This window comes from Streptomyces sp. JLBJ103 (genome assembly GCF_058215575.1).
In genome coordinates this window covers 6,638,015-6,656,053 of record NZ_CM177089.1, presented here as the reverse complement: position 1 = coordinate 6,656,053, position 18,039 = coordinate 6,638,015, and the positions used below count along the sequence as shown (strand labels likewise).

Below are 18,039 nucleotides of genomic sequence, written 5' to 3'. Positions count from 1 at the left end.
GGCAAGGGCAATCCTCCCGGGGCAGAACCCTGATCTCGAATGTCCGTCAAAACGGATCAACCTCAGGCCTGCCATCGCCCCATACGCACTACACGTTCATGGGCTGATGACCGGCCGGACCGGCGGGTGGGGTGCTGAGCCGGCCGGGCTGTGGGCGCCGGTGAAGATCGCTCCGGAGCCGGAGGGCGCCTGGTTGAGGACCCAGAGGCCGATCAGTACGGCGAGGGCGAAGACGACCGCGATGAGGACCGCGAGGACCAGGCGGCGCCTGCGTTCTCGGCGGAGCCAGTCGCCGCGGGCGGTGCGGTAGGCGTCGGGGGCGGGTTGCACCTGGTGGGCGAGGGCTTCAAGGGTCTCGCGGAGTTGCTTCTCGGTGCCGGGAGCGCCCGGGGTGGTGGTCATCGCCGGGCCTCCATCGCCTGGGTGAGAGCGGCGAGGCCGCGCGCGGTGTGGGTCTTTACCGATCCTGCCGAAATGCCCATCGCCGCGGCGATCTCGCTTTCCTTGAGGCCGAGCCAGTGGCGCAGCACGAGGGCTTCGCGCTGCCGGGTGGGCAGTTGCTCGAGAGCGTTGACCAGCACCTGCTGATCGTCACGGAGCAGAGCCGAGTTCTCGGCCGAGGTGACCGGGTCGGCCGGCGAGACCTCGGAATGCCGGCGGACGACCTGGAGATGGCGTATGCGCATGCGGGTCAGATTGCAGACGGTGGAGCGCAGATACGCCTCCGCGGACTCGGCATCGCGAAGTTTCCGCCACTTTCGGTAAATCTGGTAGTAGGCCTCGGCCACGATATTCTCGGGGTCGTCGGCGCCCAGCAGCGCGGCGAGGCGAAGCATCGAGGCATAGTGCTGGTCGAAGAGCCGGGCGACGGCCGCCTCCCGCTCCTGGCCGACCGGGTCGGCCGAGGCCGAGGGAGACGCAGGAGCCGGCGCTGCCGTCCGGCCCGGCCTGGCAGCGTCATCGGCAGCGCCGCCGTTCACCACCGGCTGTCCCGCGGGCCGCGGGACAGCCGGGGTTTTGATGGTGCGTCTCATGAGTTGCTCGCTCCCGTCCCGGGCTGGTGCCTGACTTTCAGGCAGGGGGAAAGTGCGGTGGAGTCCGTGCCTCGGGGTGTGCCGATCCAGTCCAATACCGCGGTGCCGGTCAGCGCGATCACCAGGTTGATGATCAGGGCGGCCAGTCCCGCGTAGATCTCCGGGGGATGGCCGGACATGCCGGGCAGGCCGAGTGATACGACGGGTGAGAAGCCCTCGCGTACGACCATGACCGTGCCCCACACCATCCCGGCGGCCCATCCGGCGAGCAGTGCCCGGTGATGCAGCCGGCGGGTGAACAGTCCGATGGCCACCGCGGGGAAGATCTGGATGATCCAGACGCCGCCGAGGAGCTGGAGGTTGATGGCGTCCTGGTCCCGCAGCCCGAGGACGAACGCGACCGCTCCCGCCTTCGCAGTGAGGGAGACGGTCTTGGCGATGCGTACCTGACGCTTGGGGGTGGCGGTGGGGTGGAAGTACTCGGCGTACACATTGCGTACGAACGAGGTCGCGGCCGCGATCGACATGACGGCGGCCGGGACCAGCGCCCCCACGGTGATCGCGCCGAAGACCACACCCGCCAGCGGCGCCGGCATCAGGCGGTTCACCAGGATGGGGACAGCGGCCTCGGCGCCGCCCTCGGGGGCCTCGACGCCCGAGGCAAGCGCCGCAATGCCGAGCAGTCCGAACAGCGCGAGCAGCGCGGTCCAGGCGGGCAGGGCGACGGCGACCCGGCGCAGGACACGCGGACCGGAGGCGGCGAAGGCGGCGGTGAGGACGTGCGGGTACATCAGCAGGGCCAGCGCCGAACCCAGGGCCAGAGTGGCGAAGGCCGGCTGCTGGTCAGGGGTGAGGACGAGGGCGGCGCCGCCGGAGTCCGGGCCGGTGAGCCGGTGGGCAGCCTGGTCGAAGACCGCCCCGGGGCCGCCAAGACGGGCCAGGACGAGCCAGCTGACGGCGAGTACCGAGCCGAAGACCGCCACGCCCTTGAGCGCGGAGATGACGGTGGGTGCGCGCAGACCGTGCCGGTAGGTCGCCACCGCGAGACCGGCGAAGACCGCGGCCATCGCCAGGTCACCGGTGACGGCACTCGGGTAGAGCCCGCCCGCGGTGAGCACGGCGCGGATACCCAGGAGCTGCAGGGCAAGGTAGGGCATCGTGGCGAGGATGCCGGTGAGCGCGACCACCAGGGCCAGCGGTGCAGAACCGTAGCGTCCGCGCACGAAGTCGGCTGCGGTGACATATCCGTGGTCCCGCGCCACGCTCCACATCCGGGGCAGCAGAATGAAGGCGAGCGGACAGACGATCACGGTGTAGGGGAGGGCGAAGAAGGCGGGCGCACCGTTGCCGTACACCAGGCCGGGTACGGCGGCGAAGGTGTACGCGGTGAAGATCGTGCCGCCCAGCAGCAGCCACGTCCAGAGGGTGCCGAGGCTCCGGTCGGCCAGCGCCCAGACCTCCAGGGAGGGCAGGTCATCGCTGGTATGCAGGCGGCGGGCGGTGACGGCGAGCAGGGACGCACCGCCGATGACGGCGAGGAACGCCGCGGCCATGGGGCCTTCGATCATCGGTCACCGTCCTTGGTGTCCTGGGGTGCGCGATCCCTGTCGCATACGAGTTGCGCGGGAAGTCGGCTGCGATGACAGGAACTCCGGGGAAATTTCTTGGAAATCTGCTGTCAACCGAATCGCGGACATCGGCAACTCTTGCACAGACCGACAGGAACGAGGAGGCGCTGTGGTACGGATCGCACCCCCTTACCACGTCTGGCGCCGGGTCGCGGCCGGTGTCTGCCTCGTCGCTCCCGTGGTCGCCCTGCTCTGGGTGCCCTGGTACTCACAGGACCGGCCGCAGCTGGCTGGGGTGCCGTTCTTCTACTGGTACCAGCTCGCCTGGGTGCCGGGGTGCAGCCTCACCCTACTCGCGGCGTATCTGCTGACCCGGCGTCCGCCCCAACCCTGACGCTTTCCCCTTCAGCCTTCTCCTGACCCACCGAGGCGAGGATCCGCCATGCCCAAAATCACCCACGCGCGTCCGAAATCCATTATTTTGTGGACCTGTATCGCCCTCCTCGGGGCCGTCGCCTGGGGCATGGTGGCCCTGGCCCGCGGCGAGGAGATCTCTGCCGTCTGGCTGGTGGCTGCGGCGCTGGGTTCGTACGCCATCGCGTACCGCTTCTACTCACACTTCATCGCCCGGCGCGTGCTGAAGCTCGACGACAGCCGGGCCACCCCCGCCGAGCGGCTGGAGGACGGGGTCGACTTCCAGCCAACCGACCGCCGGGTGCTGCTGGGCCATCATTTCGCGGCGATCGCCGGGGCCGGGCCGCTGGTCGGGCCGGTGCTCGCGGCCCAGATGGGGTATCTGCCGGGGACCATCTGGATCGTCGTCGGCGTGATCTTCGCCGGGGCGGTGCAGGACATGGTGGTGCTCTTCCTGTCCATGAGACGTGACGGCAAGAGCCTGGGCCAGATGGCACGCGAGGAGATCGGCAAGGTCGGCGGGGCGGCCGCGCTGATCGCCGTCTTCGTCATCATGATCATCCTGCTGGGTGTGCTGGCGCTGGTCGTCGTCAACGCCCTCGCCCACTCCCCGTGGGGCACCTTCTCAGTTGCCATGACCATCCCCATCGCCCTCTTCATGGGCTTCTACCTGCAATACCTGCGCCCCGGACGGATCACCGAGACCAGCCTGATCGGTGTCGCGCTGCTGCTCCTCGCCATCGTCGGCGGAGGCTGGATCGAGAACTCCTCACTCGCGGACGCCTTCACCTGGAGCCCCACGACCCTCGTCTTCTGCCTGGCCGGCTACGGATTCGTCGCGTCCGTCCTGCCTGTGTGGATGCTGCTCGCGCCGCGCGACTACCTCTCCACCTTCATGAAGATCGGCACCATCGCGCTGCTGGCAGTCGGCGTGCTGGTGGCGGCGCCCACGCTCCAGGCGGACGCGGTGAGCGACTTCGCCGCCTCCGGCACCGGACCGGTATTCGCGGGCTCCCTCTTCCCCTTCCTCTTCATCACCATCGCCTGCGGCGCTCTGTCCGGCTTCCACTCCCTGGTCGCCTCCGGGACCACCCCAAAGCTGATCCAGAAGGAATCCCAGGTACGGATGATCGGCTACGGAGCGATGCTGATGGAGTCCTTCGTAGCCGTCATGGCCCTGATCGCCGCCGCGGTCCTCGACCCGGGCCTGTACTACGCGATGAACGCCCCCGCGGGGCTGCTCGGCACCACCGCCGAATCCGCGTCCCAGGCGGTGGCCAGCCTCGGCTTCTCCATCACTCCCGACCAGTTGACCGCCGCCGCCAAGGCGGTGGAGGAGCAGACGCTGATCGCCCGCTCCGGCGGTGCGCCCACCCTCGCCGTCGGAATGTCGGAGATCTTCTCCGGGGTCTTCGGAGGCGCCGCGATGAAGGCCTTCTGGTACCACTTCGCGATCATGTTTGAGGCGCTGTTCATCCTCACCACGGTCGACGCGGGCACCCGGGTGGGCCGCTTCATGCTCCAGGACATGCTCGGCAACGTCTGGAAGCCGATCGGCCGCGTCAACTGGAAGCCGGGCATCTGGATCACCAGTGCACTGGTCGTGACCGCCTGGGGCTACTTCCTCTACACCGGTGCCACCGACCCGCTCGGCGGGATCAATCAGCTCTTCCCGCTCTTCGGCATCGCCAACCAGCTGCTTGCCGTCGTCGCCCTCACCGTCTGCACCACCGTCCTCGTCAAGTCCGGACGGCTGCGCTGGGCATGGGTCACTGCCGTCCCGCTGGCCTGGGTGGTCGCCGTCACCTTCACAGCCGGCTGGCAGAAGATCTTCTCCGACGACCCGCGCGTCGGCTTCTTCGCCCAGCGGCAGAAGTACGCCGACAGCATTGACGCCGGCACCGTCCTTCCTCCCGCCAAGATCATGGATGACATGCACACCGTGGTCACCAACTCCACCGTCGACGGCGCCCTCATCGCCGTCTTCCTCCTGCTGGTCGCGATCGTGATCGCCAACGCGGCCGTGGTGTGCGTCCGCACTCTGCGCTCGCCTGCCCTGCCGCCGACCACGGAGGCGCCGTACGTCGCCTCGCAGATCGAAGCACCGGTGCCGGGACACCGCAAGGAGCTTGCCGGAGTGCGCGAATGACGCCCCGTCACGTTCTGGACGGACTGCGCTGGTACGTACGGGAGTTCACCGGCGAGACCGCCTACGACCGTTACTGCGAACGTCACCGCCGCAACCACCCATACGCCCCCGTCCCCACCCGCCGGGAGTACGAGCAGCTGCGCACACAGCACCGAGAGACCCACCCGAGCAGCCGCTGCTGCTGACCGACCCGGGGTGCCGCGCCGTTGTCCCAGCGCGGCACCCCCTCCCCTCCAGGACCCCAGATGCTGCGACGCCGAGACCGGATCCGAAAGGTCCGCTTCAGCCCCGAACTCGACGACCGCGACCTGCGCCGCGCCCTCGCCGAGATCCGCCCCTCCCGGCCGACCCCACTCCCTGGATCGCGCTGCTGTCCCTGCTGCGCGCCATGCGCATACCGGTACGGCACGCCAGGCCGGTCTGGAATGAGATCGCCGCACGAGATCCCACGAACCGCTGCGCACATCACGAACTCCTGCGCTACATCTCCCCTCGTGAATGCGGATCCCTCATCGGCATGGACGAGTTCGCCAGAAGCGCCGCGGAAACCGCACCGCACGGCTCGCCCCTCGCCATGCTCCCACTCGCCGCCCGCACCGAGCAGCTCGCTCACCGCCTGCGCCCCGACAGCCCGGACGCCATCGGCGCCGGCACTCACTGGCACAGCCCCCACGTCGCCAAGGAGATCGACACCGCACTCACCCGCTGGTTCGACACCCCCGCCGCCCCGCACGCCCAGGACATGGCCGACCTCAACCTCCTCGCCTTCGCCCTGACCCGCACCCAGCGCCTTCCCGAGGCGGCCCGGGCCTTCCGCCGCATCGGCCGCCATATGACGCTGTACCCGTGGGACCTCGTCCCCGATCCCGTCGACACGTTCCTCTACTGGAGGGACCGGGGCCGCACCTGATGCCCCGCGAGACAGGGCCAGAGCGGCCGTCAAAGGGGTGCCCTCGGCCTTCCTGACCCCGGCAGACGCCGGTGCCCGGTGATGCTCGCACGGGGCGCAGGATTCCCGCGCGCCAGCTGTAGGTCCTGCGCACCCGTCCTGCGGATCGATCGGCTTCTCCGGACGCCCCACTCACTCTCCCCTCCCCCGGTACAGCCCGCCTGCCCCTGAAAACCACCGGGCCGGTTCACTCCCCAGCCGCCGGGCCCCCGTGGGTCTCGGGGAACGGGTCCTCCCCCTTGGTCAGCCGCGGCGGCTCGCCGCCGTCCAGCTGCTGCTCGGTACGCAGCGCCTTCACCCGGTCCATCATCTTGGCCACCGCCGACATCGGCAGCATCTCAATGTAGCTGGAAATGTCCCCGCCCCCGATGTAGTTGGGCACCTGCATACCCGAAATCGCCTTGATGATGTGGATCATCGCGACGTTGTCCCGACCCAGTGCCCCGATCTCGGCGTCGAGTTCGAGGGCGGCGCGGCGCCGCTCCACCCGCAGGCGCTCCTCGTCGATCTCCGCCTCGAGCCGCGCGTTGTCCCGCTCCTGGATGAGCAGCTCGCCCCTCTGCTGCTCCTCGAACGTCCGCTTCAGGGCGTCGTGGAGCGCCTCGTCCTCGGCCCGGAATTCGCCCAGGGTGGTGAGCCGGGCCTCCATACCGGCCGCCTGCAGGGCGTTGCGGACCTGCGCCGCGAGGTCGGTGCGCGTCTCGGCGTAGGTGCGCAGAAACTCCGAGACCGTGGCGGCGGCCGCGATCTCGTTGAAGTACGGCGCGACGGTGGCGCCGAGCACCCGCTCGACGAATCGCTGCACCGGGATCGGGTGGGCATGTGGTGCGGGGCGCTGGAGCTCCTTCAGCCCTTCCAGGCCCTCGGCTTCATACCGCCGCTGCCACCGGTAGTAGCACTGACGGCTGATCCCGTAGTAGCGGCAAGTCGCCGCCACACTGCCGCTGACTTCCTCGACGTGCCACAGCACCGCCAGTCGATGCCGGGTATGCCGTTGCAGTTCCCGTTCGGTCATGCAGGCCTCCTAGTAGTGCTTGGTCAGGTTCATTCGCTGGTGGCGTGTCCGTCTGATTGGTGCGTCGTTGACTGGGTGTGATGGGTGGGGAGTTGGCTGCGGTCCGGTGTGATCTGGAGGACTTCGCGGCGGAGATGTTCGATTCGTTCGGGCGGGCGGATCAGCGCCGGTGGGGCGGGGTCTATCTGCGGGGCCTGCTGCTGGAGGGGCGGCGCAAGTCGGTGGAGCCGATGGCCGCCCGGCTGGGTGAGGACGGCAACCGGCAGGCCCTGGCCCACTTCATCACCACCAGCCCGTGGGAGGCGGCGCATGTGCGGGCCCGCCTGGCATGGCGGATGCAGCAGGTGATCAAGCCGACCGCGCTGATCGTCGATGACACGGGCTTCCTCAAGGACGGGGATGCGTCGGCGTGTGTGGCCAGGCAGTACACCGGCACCGCCGGCAAGGTCACCAACTGCCAGGCCGGGGTGTCGCTGCACCTGGCATCCGACAGTGCGTCGGCGGCTGTCGACTGGCGGTTGTTCCTGCCCGAGAGCTGGGACCCCGCTTCACCGAAGGCTGATGGAGCCAAGGTGGCCCGCCGCACCAAGTGCGGCATCCCTGAAGAGGTCGGCCATGTCGAGAAGTGGCAGCTGGCCCTGGACATGATCGACGAGACCAGGTCGTGGGGCATCGAGGTCCCGCTCGTCGTTGCCGACGGCGGCTACGGCGATACGGCAGCCTTCCGGCTGGGCCTGGAAGAACACGGCCTCAGCTACGCGGTCGGCATCTCCACCACGACCACCGCCCAGCCGGAAGCGGCACGGCCGCATACCCCGCCTTATGGCGGTCGAGGCCCCCGGCCTCAGCCCGTCTACCCCGAGCCTGCCCAGACGGTGAAGAAGCTGGTCATCGCGGCCGGCAAGCAGGCCGCAAAGCCGGTGCAGTGGCGCGAAGGCTCCCGCCCGGGCAGCGGCCGCAGCGGCTTCAAACGCATGCACTCACGCTTCGTGGCCCTGCGGGTGCGTCCCGCCGGACGCGAGATCCGCAAGGCCGCCGGCAGCCCGGAACTGCCGGTGCGCTGGCTGCTGGCCGAATGGCCCGCCACCGAGCCCGAACCCGTCCAGTTCTGGCTGTCCAACCTGCCCGCCGACACCCCGCTGGCCACCCTGGTCCGCACCGCGAAGCTGCGCTGGCGCATCGAGCACGACTACCGCGAGATGAAGCAGGCCCTGGGCCTGGCCCACTTCGAAGGCCGCACCTGGCGAGGCTGGCACCACCACGTCACCCTCGTCTCCGTCGCCCACGCCTTCTGCACCCTCCAGCGCATCACCCGCTCCCCGAAAGAGACGGCGTCGGCCCGAGTCTCTACCAGGTCGCCCGCGAGCTGCAGTTACTCCTCGCGCTCTGGACCGGCGCCTGCCCCACCTGTCACCAAGACATGCCGGAACCGATATCAACCTGACCAAGCACTACTAGGAATCAGAGACCCACCTGTCAACAACCTCCGTCAGTTTTAGAGCTAGTGGGCGCTCAGGGCTTTCCGTGCACGGAAACGGCATACTTCCCGTCGGTGTATGGGTCGCGGGACCAAGTCGCGTACCTGGCTTCCATGGTGAGTCCCACCGCACGGCAGTGCGCGTCGTAGTCGTCCAGCGTGTAACCGCGGTCCAGGGCGAAACCCGCGACGAGACGGCCGGCCGGACGCACGTGGGCCGCCGCCCCAGCCACCAGGGCCGGTTCCGTTCCCGGCGGGGTGAACAGGGGGACATTGCCCGCCAGCACCACGACATCGAAGGACAACCCCAGGTCGAGGTTGATCAGATCCTGCTGGTACCAGCGGATCTCCGGGGCCAGCCGCCGGGCGGTGGCAAGCATCGAATCGTCGATGTCCACGCCCGCCACCTCGATCCCGTGACGGGCCAGCTCGATGGCCACCCGGCCGGTGCCGCACCCCGCATCAAGGACCGTGGTAGGCCCGAAGGAGCGGACCAGCGCAGCTTCACCGTGGATGTCCCCTCCTCCGGCGGCGATGCGGTCAAACCGCGACTGGTACTCGTCACCGTTCCACCTCATGCGGCCAGAGTGTCACATGCATGGGCGCGCGCGACGATACGGGCAGCGAACGCCTCTGGCCGCTCCCGGAACCCGCCCGAGGAAGCTGCGGTCAGCCCGACTCAGCCCCCTCAATGGAGACGCTTGGCACACTATTCTGCATTGATCATCCGCCACGCATCAACTGCCGCACTACCGCACCTGTCGCCACGACAAGGGGAACACACAGGTCAGACGCCTATGAGGCTTGAGGTGATCGCATGGTGTGTCCGCGGCGGAGACTGGAATCGTCGGCACATTGCATCACTCCCAAGAGGCGATCCTCATGCGCTCCTCTGTCGACCGCGGACGTGTCTACCGCCGTTGCGGGTGCCGCGACGCACACCGCCACCAGCCCGGAACCCACTGCCCACGACTGGCAACCGATCGTGACCACGGAAGCTGGACCTTCGCCGTCGACCTCCCCTCCCCCGACCACCGCCGTACCACCATCCGCCGCAGCGGCTTCCCCACTCAGGACGCCGCCCGGACCGCTCTGCAGCGCATCCTCGAAGGCGAAGCCGGCGGATTCAACGGCGACCCCAACCAGACCGTGGCCAACTACCTCACCGCCTGGCTGGAGACGAAGGCCTACGTGCTCAAGCCCACCACTCTCGCCCGCTATCGCGACTACGTCACCGGCGACCTCATCCCAGACCTGGACACACTCAAGCTCGACGATCTCGGCCACCGCCACATCGCCGGATTCGCTCACACCCAGCTCGCCGCAGGCCGCGGCCAAGTAACCGTCTACCGATGCCTGGCCACCCTCTCCAGCGCCCTGGGCGACGCCGTCCGCCAGCACCGCCTCACCCACAACCCCGCACGCCCCTCCGTCCTGCCCCGACCACCCACCGCCGAGCGGCGCATCTGGACAGCCGAGGAAGCAACCCGATTCCTGCGCTACTGCCACCACACCGACCCACTCATCGCCGACCTGTGCGAGCTCCTCATCGGCACCGGCATGCGCAAGGGAGAAGCCCTCGCCCTCCACTGGCACGATGTCCACCTCAACGAACAGGTGCTCTACGTCCGTTACACCCTCTCGGCCATCAACAACGCCCGCGTCGTCACCTCGCCCAAGACCCGCAGCAGCAAGAACAGGGTCGCCATCTCGCCGCGCATGGCAGCCGCGCTCACACACCGTCGCGCAGCCCAAGCCCCGGAGTCAGTGCGGTCCGACCGCTCCGACGATCCGTTCACCGGACTGGTCTTCTGCCGACCCGACGGCCGACCACTACGGCCTCAGACCGTCCTGGACCGCTTCCGCCGACGAGCCAAGGAAGCAGGCGTCCCTCGCATCACCTTGCACGACCTGCGGCACCTCGCCGCCACCCTCTCCATCACCGCGGGCACCCCACTCACCGTGGTCTCCAAAACCCTGCGTCACTCCACGCTCTCCACCACCGCGAACCTCTACAGCCACCTCACCCAGCAAGCAGCCCACGACGCCGTGGACGCCATCGACGCCGCTCTGACCGAGGCCGACCCCAGCGTCGACCGCCACCCCCACTGGCCCGCCTGGCTGCGACCACACCGCGACCACCCGAACGCGCCCCGGGCACGCCTCACGCTGCCCTATTTCGCCGCCCCCGCCGCCAGTTCACCCAACGCCTCCACACCTCAAGGCGTGCGTGCGACCACCCTGCGACCACCGCGCCGCACAACACGAAGAAGGCCGCTTCCCCATCTCTGGAAAAACGGCCTCCGACCTGCGAAAACGCTGGTCGGGACGACAGGATTTGAACCTGCGACCCCTTGACCCCCAGCCCAGCAGCGGTGATAGGAGCATGCGCCGGCCTGTATCCAGCGGCCCGGGCCGCGCGCACCCCACCGGCCGAAGCCCTCGCATCCGCCTGACACACCGCCCACCACCGAACACCGATCAAAGGTACCCCTGTGCGGACCGACCGAAGCCAAGCAGCATCTGATCCACAACGTCGACGCTGCCGCTTGTGCCCAAACGTGAGGGAGCAAGTCCAAGCGGCCCTCAGCTGACGTCTCCGGATCGTCGGACGGAGTCCATGGGTGAACCGGCCGTTGGGCACGACCCCGCGGCCGGCGGCCTCGGAGATCGCCGGCCTGTGGCCCCTCGCTGAGCGGGGCCACGCAGTCGTGCTCGTCACCCCGTGGGTGCCGGAAATTATGTCACCCGGACTGACCTTGTTCTTTATGGTCGGCCCGGCCTTCGTAACGCGTAATCGGGCTCGATAGGACGCTCAGTAGGGTTGTGGCCATGACCAAGGCAAGGGGGCGGTGGCCCAAGCTCGATCCTGACAGCGGTGTTGAGGATGCGACGCTGCTCATCTTGGAACGGCTCGGCGAGCAGGGTGTGGGAGCCATGATCCGGGTCGACGCGGAACGCCTGCGGGAAGGCCGGCCGGCGTGGACTTTTGCCGCCAGCGGTGGTCCGTTGGCCAGTGGACTGCGGGCTGACGGGGCTTCGGTCGCCGAATGTATGGGCAGGGCACTGCTTCGACTGCGCGAGGCAGAGCTGACCGTTCCGTTCTGAGTTTGTGCTTCGTACCTGCCCTTGAACCACTCGCCGAACATGATCGCCCGTACGGGGATTCCCCAGATGTGAACACGACCTTCGTCTGATCCTGTGCTCCGACCAAAGAGGCACTTTCCGGCGCCCACAGGGGTTTGGCGCCATTTCCAGCGCACCAGACGGCGATGCCAGGCCAGCAGTGTCCCCGGGGTGACCAGCCGGTGGCGGCGTAAGACGGGTGGAAGGTGCCGCGCGAGAGCGGAGAGCACCGCACGATCGGCCCATGAGAGCCGCGGGCGCTCGATCTGCCCGGCGCAGGACAGCGACCTCATGGCGAAGCGCGAGGATCTCGGCGTTGCTCGCGGCGGTCGATCGGCCCAGCAAGAGCAGGCCGCCCAGCAGTCGGCAGAAGATCAGGTAGAGCAGTCGCAGACCCACGATCAGTGATCGTGCCCTACTTAGGCGAACGAAAAGCTCCGGTCAACCACCGCGCGGCAATAAAGACACCCTTCAGGCGTCTTCAGCGCAGGCATGGATCTCAAGGCCTTCGCGAGAGGCGACACACCCGTCATCGAAGGACGGGGCTTCGGGGGCATCACCCGCACCGACATCAAGACCCCGCTCATCGCCGCCGTCGAGGGCTACGCGCTGGGCGGCGGCACCGAGATGGCCCTCGCCTGCGACATGATCGTGGCTGCCCGGGACGCCACCTTCGGCCAGACCGAGGTCCCCTACGGCATCGTGCCTCCCGAGGGCGGCATGGTGCGCCTGCCCGAGCGCATCCCCCGCAACATCGCGCTGGAGCTGTTCCTCACCGGTGACCCGCTGCCCGCCGAACGTGCCGAGCGGCTCGGTCTCGTCAACCACCTCACCGAGCCGGGCGAGGCCCTCACCCGGGCCCTGGAGCTCGCCCACCGCGTCGTGCGCGCCCCTCTCGCCGTCGCCGCCGTCAAACGCGTCGTCAACGAGCGGACCGCATTCCGCGACGGGGACGCCCTGCGCGAGCAGGACCAGTTCGTCACCCCCGTCCTGGCCTCCCAGGACGCGGAGGAAGGCGCCCACGCCTTCGCGGAGAATCGCTCGCCCCACTGACAGGGCCGCTGACCCGTGCCCCCGCCCCGGCGGATCCCGGTGGCGCCACGTCGCGGGTGAACTCGCTCATGGAGCGCTGGATACAGACCTGCCACACCGAACTCCTGGACCGGACCCGATCCGGAACCAGAGCCACCTTCTCCACGCCCTGCGTGAGTACGCATCCTTCTACAATGAACACCGCCCGCACAGAGCCCTGGAACAAGCCGCTCCCTGTCGCGCGCTACCCACACCCAACACGCAACGAGCCCGGCTCGCCCACCTGGAAGTCCACAGACGAGACCGACTCGGCCGAATCCTCCACGCATACCAGCGAGCAGCCCGAACTGCACGGATGACGTATCGGCACCCACACACTCTCCATGTCTGACACTCAGCCGAAAGCTCCAGCAAGTTCGAGGCCGCGGCCACAGGCGATAGACGCCAAGCTCAGCGGGTCCTCCGTCGGCCCGAGCCGCGCAGGTAGTCGCTGGTCTGTGTGAGCCAGTGGCCGTACGCCCAGCTCACGACAGGGCTGGGAGTCAGCCGATCGATCACCGGCGGTCGGTAGCGGTAGGTGTACTCCGTGGCGGCGAGCCGCGCGATCGGGGCGGCCCTGCGGCGTCTGGTGCGTTCGTAGCCGCGGAGCGTATCGGCCGTGCCGTCGGGGCCGCGGGCGGTCGTCTCGGTCAGGCGTCCGGTGAGCACCCACGCGTCCTCAAGGGCCTGGTTGGCGCCCTGCGCGACGACGGGCGGCATGGTGTGGGCCGCGTCGCCGACCAGCGTGGCGCGGCCTGTGCCCCATCGGGGCGGGACGCGGTGGGTGTAGTGCGGGAACATTTCGATCTCCGCCTCGTCAACCTTCTCCAGCACCAGCGGCACCGGATCAGCCCAGGCGCCGTAGCGGCGGCGCAGCGCCGGCAGGTGCGGGCCGCCGCGGTCGGTGGTGCACGGGCAGCTGAACCACCATTGCAGCAGGCCCTCCCCTGCCGGCATCAGGCCGCAGAAGCCGTCACGGCCGTTGATCATGATCCCGCGGTGGGGGCCGGTGACATCGGCGAGGAAGGTCCCGAGGCCCTGCCAGGTGGCCCACCCGGCGGGCGCCGTGGGGTCGTGCCCCCAGAGCTGCCGACGGACGGCCGAGCGGTGGCCGTCGGCGCCGATCAGTACGTCCCCGGTGGCCGTGGAGCCGTCCGCGAAGGTGATCGTGACGCGTTTCCCGTCGTCGGTGAAGCGGTTGAAGCTCCGGCCGTACTCGATGGTCCCGGACGGCAGACCTTCGGCCAGCCGCTCCAGGAGCGACCGGCGCGGGACGGTCAGGCTCTCGTGGCCCAGTCGCTTCGTCGACGTGAGGACGTCGATCGTGTAGAGGCGTTCTCCCGCGTCGGTTCGGGCGTCGATGCTATCGATTCGGGCGCCGGCCTCGTCGAGGCGCACGCCGAACTCGCGCAGGATTCCGACGCCTCCGGCCCAGACGGTGATGGCGGCGCCCGTGGTGCGCGGCTCCTCGGCGCGTTCGAAGACGCGCACGTCATGGCCTGCGGCGAGTGCTCCGCGCGCGACGGCCAGGCCGCCGACCCCGGCTCCGACCACCAAAAGTTTCAAGACACTCAGCCTCCCTTGCGGCCGATGAGGCCTTCTGGAAAGAAGTGAATCGTCCTGCCTACACTGTCGGACCGGCACATGTGTACCACTTTGGTGACAAAATGTCAGGAGTGGGTCTATGCACTTGGATACCCCGGATACGAAGCTGGTCCTGGAACGCGGCATCGACCGGCTGCTGGCCATGCAGGACGCGGACGGCTGGTGGTCGCGCTGCCCGGACGCCAACGTCATGGTCGACGCCGTCGACGTGTTCATCCGCGAACTCCTGGGCGTACGCGACGAGAAGACGGTGTCCGCGAGTGCCCGTTGGATTCGGTCGCAGCAGTCCCCGGACGGCGGCTGGACGATCTATCCGCACGGGCCCGGCGACCTTTCGACCACCGTAGAGGCCTACCTCGCGCTCCGCCTATCGGGAGACGAGCCCGAGCTTCCCCATATGCGGGAGGCCGCCCAATTTGTCAGGTCACAGGGTGGTTTGGAATCCTGCCGACTCGAGGCCAAGATCTGGCTGGCCTTGTTCGGCCAGGGCTCCTGGGACAGCGTGCCCACGGTCCTGCCAGAGGTCGTCCTGCTGCCGCCCGCGGCGCCCATGTCACTGTACAAGCTCTCCACGTGGACCCGGCTCGCCCTCGTGCCGCTGGGCCTGGTCCATGACCGGCGGCCGGTCGTCGACCCGGGCTTCCGGCTGGACGAACTCCACTCCATCGGGGGCAAGTCGACGGACGCCCGGCACCACTCCCCATCCTCCCCTCCACGCGTCGCGCAGCTCCTGGACCAGGGCGCGCGCAGCCTCAACCGCCTTTCTCCCGGCCCCCTCAGGCGGCGCGCAGTCCGCCGCTCCATCCAGTGGATCCTCGACCGGCAGGAGGCGGACGGCGCGTGGCTGGCGTGCAACGTCGCCTCGGTCTTCTGCCTGCTGGGGCTGTACGCAGCGGGCAAGGACGCGAAGGATCCAGAGATCCAGCGGGGCCTCGAGGGCCTGGACCGCTTCGCGGTGTGGCTGGAATCGCCCGAGGGGGCGATGCGCCGGATGAACTGCATGCCCACCCCAGTGTGGGACAGCGCGCTGTGCGTTTGGGCGCTGCTCGACGCCGGACTTCCGGCGGATCATCCCGCGCTGCTGCGGGCCGCCGACTGGCTGGCGGGTCAGGAGGTCCGCGCCTACGGCGACTGGGCCGTGGCTCGGCCGGGCAGCGCGGCGGGCGGCTGGTCGGTCGGGTTCGTCGAAGAGAGCTATCCGGACTGCGACGACACCGCCGTCGTTCTCGAGGCCCTCTCACGGGTGCAGCCGGAGGACCCGGAGGCGGCCGCGGCCCGACGCGGCGCCATCAACCGAGGCATCAACTGGCTGCTGACGATGCAGTGCGGCGACGGCGGCTGGGCCGCATACGACGCCGACAACACCTCCCTGATCGCGAGCAAGTTGGCGACTCTCGACTTCACCGAGCTCACCGACCCGCCGTGCCCGGACATCACCGCCCACGCCCTCGAGGCCCTGGCCGCCCAGGGGCTGCAAGACCACCCGCGCGTGCGCCAGGCCGTGCGGTGGCTCCTGACCCACCAGGAGAAGGACGGTTCCTGGTACGGGCGTTGGGGCGTCAACTACCTCTACAGCACGGGCTCGGCCGTCACCGCGCTGCGCCGCGCCGACGTCCCCGAAGACCACGACGCCGTGCGACGGGCCGTCCTATGGCTGACCAGCCGTCAGAATACTGACGGCGGCTGGGGCGAAGACTCGCGGTCCTACGAGGACCCGGCGCTGCACGGACGAGGAGATTCCACACCCAGCCAGACGGCCTGGGCCCTGCTCGCCCTGCACGCGGCGGGCGTCGCCGCCGGGGACGGACGCGTCCAGCGCGCCCTGGGCTGGCTCGCCGTGACGCAGAACGCGGACGGCAGCTGGGACGAGGAGACGTTCACCGGAACCGTCCTGCCCCGGCAGTTCTACATGAGCTACCCCATGTACCGCCAGCTGTATCCGGTCATGGCAATGGGGCGTTATTCACGATAACTCTGAGGGGGACAGATGAAGAAAAGGATCGTCTCCGCCAACGATCTTACTCAGTACGACGACCTGGCGGACCAATGGTGGAATCCGCGAGGTCCTTTCACCGCGCTCAGCTGGATCGCCGCGAAACGCGGCGAGATGATTCCGCCGGCCGCCGGACCGGGCGCCACGCTGGTGGACGTCGCCTGCGGCGGCGGCCTGCTCCACCCCCACATCCAAGGCAAGGGCTACCGCCACATCGGCGTGGACCAGTCCCAGCGGTCGCTGGAGGTGGCCCGTGCGCACGGCGTCGACGAGACGGTCCACACCGATGTGACCAAGATTCCCTTCGACGACGGGAGCGTGGACGTCGTCGTGGCGGGCCAGTGCCTGGAGCATTTCGACGAACCCTATGCTGTGGTCGCCGAATGCTGCCGGATTCTGCGGCCGGGCGGATTCCTGCTGCTCGACACCATCGCCGACACACTGCTGGCGCGAGTTCTCATCGTGACGCTCACCGAGAATCTACCGCTGCCGGGCATGGCGCTGAAGGGCACGCACGACCACAGGCTGTTCATCGACCGGATCCGGCTGGCCCTGGCGGCCGAACACCACGGCGTCCCGCTGCGGATGTACGGGCTCTGGCCCCGGGCCACCGACCTTATCCCCTGGTTCTTCGGTCGCAAGGGAACCGTACGCATGGCCACGACGAAGTCCACCAACGTCATGTTCCAGGCGGCCGGCACCAAGCTCGCCGTAACCGGCGAAAGGGGGCGGGCATGACGTCGGCACAAGCCGCCTCCGGAGCGCGTCAGCCCACCCTGGCCGCCTGGATCGTCGCCTCGGGACCACCTCTCCTCCTCGTCATCGTCCTTCAGGGCGCGTACGCGATCTCCGCTGCCCACCACAGCGGCGACCTGTCGGCCTGGCGGGTCGCGCTGACCCTCCTCATCCTGGTGCCCGACTGCGCCGGACGGCGATTCATCAACGACTACGAGGACTACGTACGCGGGCTCGACCAGCCCGACGGCGTGCGACCGCAGAGCTCGCTCGCCCTGGGACTGGACATGCGGCGACTGCATGCCGTCGGCCTCGCCTGCTTCGGCGTCGCCTGGGTCGGCCTCGCCGTGCTCGCGATCACCACCAGCCTGTGGCTGCTACCGCTGATCGCCCTGTGCTACCTGGCGTACTTCAGCTACGCGGGCGGGCCCCGGCCTTTCGGCCACCGGGCCATGGGCGAGCTGCTCGACTTCGTTGTGACGGGCGCCGGCGTCACCCTCATCCTCGCCTGGCTGAACGTCGGGCGCGTGGACGGCACCATCGTCCTGGCGTCGCTGGGCCCCGGGTTCCTCTTCGCCGGGCTGATGCTGCACAACAACGCGCGGGACGTCGACAAGGACCGGGCGGCCGGGAAGACCACGCTCCCTCACGTCGTCAGCCCCGCGGTGACCAAGGCCCTCTACGCCTGCTGCCTCCTCGGGTTCTACCTCGTCGTCCTCGCCCTGGCGCTCCGCCTGGACTCCGCGGCCGTCCTGCTCCCCGCAGTGACCCTGCCCTGGGCGGCTGCCCTGGTGTGGTCCGTCTCCCGGTCCCGGATCGGGCCGGAGATGATCTCCTGGGCCTGGCTCTACCACCTGATGATCACCGACTTCGTGCTCTTCTCGGTCGGAGCGTGGCTCTGAG

Annotated in this window: 16 protein-coding genes and 1 pseudogene; 11 read left to right on the top strand and 6 right to left on the bottom strand. The window is 69.0% G+C overall.

Going from position 1 to position 18,039, the window contains the following annotated elements; all coding sequences use genetic code 11:
• Positions 1–96 precede the first annotated feature (96 nt).
• Genes AC4BEG_RS29430 through AC4BEG_RS29420 form a run of 3 tightly spaced genes read right to left on the bottom strand, consistent with a single transcriptional unit; the run spans position 97 to position 2,602 of the window.
• Positions 97–402, bottom strand: a complete 306-nt coding sequence (locus AC4BEG_RS29430; RefSeq protein ID WP_490702730.1) for a hypothetical protein — start codon at positions 400–402, stop codon at positions 97–99.
• A complete protein-coding gene (locus tag AC4BEG_RS29425; RefSeq protein WP_490702729.1) occupies positions 399–1,034 on the bottom strand; it encodes an RNA polymerase sigma factor in 636 nt (211 codons plus the stop codon). Before AC4BEG_RS29425 ends, AC4BEG_RS29430 begins: the two co-directional genes overlap by 4 nt.
• Positions 1,031–2,602 carry a sodium:solute symporter family protein gene (locus tag AC4BEG_RS29420; protein WP_490702728.1) on the bottom strand — a complete coding sequence of 524 codons (1,572 nt, stop codon included), beginning with the start codon at positions 2,600–2,602 and terminating at the stop codon, positions 1,031–1,033. Before AC4BEG_RS29420 ends, AC4BEG_RS29425 begins: the two co-directional genes overlap by 4 nt.
• A gap of 169 nt (positions 2,603–2,771) precedes the next feature.
• On the opposite strand from AC4BEG_RS29420, the gene AC4BEG_RS29415 reads away from it, so the two are divergent.
• The 4 genes from AC4BEG_RS29415 (at position 2,772) to AC4BEG_RS29400 (ending at position 6,075) form a co-directional block, all read left to right on the top strand.
• Positions 2,772–2,996 (top strand): DUF3311 domain-containing protein, encoded by a 225-nt coding sequence (locus AC4BEG_RS29415; RefSeq protein WP_490702727.1) that lies wholly within the window; start codon positions 2,772–2,774, stop codon positions 2,994–2,996.
• A 48-nt stretch (positions 2,997–3,044) separates the two neighbouring features.
• Complete coding sequence (locus tag AC4BEG_RS29410; RefSeq protein ID WP_490702726.1) at positions 3,045–5,165, top strand: carbon starvation CstA family protein; 2,121 nt, start codon at positions 3,045–3,047, stop codon at positions 5,163–5,165.
• Complete coding sequence (locus tag AC4BEG_RS29405; RefSeq protein WP_490702725.1) at positions 5,162–5,350, top strand: YbdD/YjiX family protein; 189 nt, start codon at positions 5,162–5,164, stop codon at positions 5,348–5,350. The genes AC4BEG_RS29410 and AC4BEG_RS29405 overlap by 4 nt, the downstream gene beginning before the upstream one ends.
• A gap of 332 nt (positions 5,351–5,682) precedes the next feature.
• The gene (locus AC4BEG_RS29400; RefSeq protein WP_490702724.1) at positions 5,683–6,075 is read left to right on the top strand and encodes a hypothetical protein; all 393 of its coding nucleotides are present in this window, start codon (positions 5,683–5,685) and stop codon (positions 6,073–6,075) included.
• Between the two features lie 226 nt (positions 6,076–6,301).
• On the opposite strand, the gene AC4BEG_RS29395 is transcribed toward AC4BEG_RS29400, so the two are convergent.
• Complete coding sequence (locus tag AC4BEG_RS29395; protein ID WP_490702723.1) at positions 6,302–7,129, bottom strand: helix-turn-helix domain-containing protein; 828 nt, start codon at positions 7,127–7,129, stop codon at positions 6,302–6,304.
• Positions 7,130–7,206: 77 nt separating this feature from the next.
• On the opposite strand from AC4BEG_RS29395, the pseudogene AC4BEG_RS29390 reads away from it, so the two are divergent.
• Positions 7,207–8,484, top strand: a pseudogene (locus AC4BEG_RS29390) (IS701 family transposase); the annotation flags it as partial.
• Between the two features lie 157 nt (positions 8,485–8,641).
• On the opposite strand, the gene AC4BEG_RS29385 reads toward AC4BEG_RS29390, so the two are convergent.
• Complete coding sequence (locus AC4BEG_RS29385) at positions 8,642–9,184, bottom strand: class I SAM-dependent methyltransferase (RefSeq protein WP_490702722.1); 543 nt, start codon at positions 9,182–9,184, stop codon at positions 8,642–8,644.
• A 304-nt stretch (positions 9,185–9,488) separates the two neighbouring features.
• Between AC4BEG_RS29385 and AC4BEG_RS29380 the strand changes: the two genes are divergently transcribed.
• The 3 genes from AC4BEG_RS29380 (at position 9,489) to AC4BEG_RS29370 (ending at position 12,785) form a co-directional block, all read left to right on the top strand.
• Complete coding sequence (locus AC4BEG_RS29380; RefSeq protein WP_490702721.1) at positions 9,489–10,964, top strand: tyrosine-type recombinase/integrase; 1,476 nt, start codon at positions 9,489–9,491, stop codon at positions 10,962–10,964.
• Between the two features lie 474 nt (positions 10,965–11,438).
• Entirely contained in the window at positions 11,439–11,714 is a 276-nt protein-coding gene (locus tag AC4BEG_RS29375; RefSeq protein ID WP_490702720.1) for a hypothetical protein, read from the top strand.
• A gap of 510 nt (positions 11,715–12,224) precedes the next feature.
• Positions 12,225–12,785, top strand: a complete 561-nt coding sequence (locus AC4BEG_RS29370) for an enoyl-CoA hydratase-related protein (RefSeq protein ID WP_490702719.1) — start codon at positions 12,225–12,227, stop codon at positions 12,783–12,785.
• Between the two features lie 429 nt (positions 12,786–13,214).
• Here AC4BEG_RS29370 and AC4BEG_RS29365 read toward each other — a convergent pair whose 3' ends face one another.
• The gene (locus AC4BEG_RS29365; protein ID WP_490702718.1) at positions 13,215–14,369 is read right to left on the bottom strand and encodes an FAD-dependent oxidoreductase; all 1,155 of its coding nucleotides are present in this window, start codon (positions 14,367–14,369) and stop codon (positions 13,215–13,217) included.
• Between the two features lie 118 nt (positions 14,370–14,487).
• Between AC4BEG_RS29365 and shc the strand changes: the two genes are divergently transcribed.
• Genes shc through AC4BEG_RS29350 form a run of 3 tightly spaced genes read left to right on the top strand, consistent with a single transcriptional unit; the run spans position 14,488 to position 18,038 of the window.
• Positions 14,488–16,380, top strand: a complete 1,893-nt coding sequence (gene shc, locus AC4BEG_RS29360) for a squalene--hopene cyclase (RefSeq protein WP_490702717.1) — start codon at positions 14,488–14,490, stop codon at positions 16,378–16,380.
• A 15-nt stretch (positions 16,381–16,395) separates the two neighbouring features.
• Positions 16,396–17,139: a class I SAM-dependent methyltransferase gene (locus tag AC4BEG_RS29355; RefSeq protein WP_490702716.1), complete on the top strand. Its 744-nt coding sequence runs from the start codon at positions 16,396–16,398 to the stop codon at positions 17,137–17,139.
• Positions 17,136–18,038, top strand: a complete 903-nt coding sequence (locus tag AC4BEG_RS29350; RefSeq protein WP_490702715.1) for a prenyltransferase — start codon at positions 17,136–17,138, stop codon at positions 18,036–18,038. The genes AC4BEG_RS29355 and AC4BEG_RS29350 overlap by 4 nt, the downstream gene beginning before the upstream one ends.
• The last annotated feature ends 1 nt before the right edge of the window (position 18,039 follow it).

Bases quoted from the DNA above. Each gene is read 5' to 3' on its own strand.
- AC4BEG_RS29430 (WP_490702730.1), bottom strand. From the start codon at position 402: ATGACCACCACCCCGGGCGCTCCCGGCACCGAGAAGCAACTCCGCGAG.
- AC4BEG_RS29425 (WP_490702729.1), bottom strand. From the start codon at position 1,034: ATGAGACGCACCATCAAAACCCCGGCTGTCCCGCGGCCCGCGGGACAG.
- AC4BEG_RS29420 (WP_490702728.1), bottom strand. From the start codon at position 2,602: ATGATCGAAGGCCCCATGGCCGCGGCGTTCCTCGCCGTCATCGGCGGT.
- AC4BEG_RS29410 (WP_490702726.1), top strand. From the start codon at position 3,045: ATGCCCAAAATCACCCACGCGCGTCCGAAATCCATTATTTTGTGGACC.
- AC4BEG_RS29405 (WP_490702725.1), top strand. From the start codon at position 5,162: ATGACGCCCCGTCACGTTCTGGACGGACTGCGCTGGTACGTACGGGAG.
- AC4BEG_RS29400 (WP_490702724.1), top strand. From the start codon at position 5,683: ATGGACGAGTTCGCCAGAAGCGCCGCGGAAACCGCACCGCACGGCTCG.
- AC4BEG_RS29395 (WP_490702723.1), bottom strand. From the start codon at position 7,129: ATGACCGAACGGGAACTGCAACGGCATACCCGGCATCGACTGGCGGTG.
- AC4BEG_RS29385 (WP_490702722.1), bottom strand. From the start codon at position 9,184: ATGAGGTGGAACGGTGACGAGTACCAGTCGCGGTTTGACCGCATCGCC.
- AC4BEG_RS29380 (WP_490702721.1), top strand. From the start codon at position 9,489: ATGCGCTCCTCTGTCGACCGCGGACGTGTCTACCGCCGTTGCGGGTGC.
- AC4BEG_RS29375 (WP_490702720.1), top strand. From the start codon at position 11,439: ATGACCAAGGCAAGGGGGCGGTGGCCCAAGCTCGATCCTGACAGCGGT.
- AC4BEG_RS29370 (WP_490702719.1), top strand. From the start codon at position 12,225: ATGGATCTCAAGGCCTTCGCGAGAGGCGACACACCCGTCATCGAAGGA.
- shc (WP_490702717.1), top strand. From the start codon at position 14,488: ATGCACTTGGATACCCCGGATACGAAGCTGGTCCTGGAACGCGGCATC.
- AC4BEG_RS29355 (WP_490702716.1), top strand. From the start codon at position 16,396: ATGAAGAAAAGGATCGTCTCCGCCAACGATCTTACTCAGTACGACGAC.
- AC4BEG_RS29350 (WP_490702715.1), top strand. From the start codon at position 17,136: ATGACGTCGGCACAAGCCGCCTCCGGAGCGCGTCAGCCCACCCTGGCC.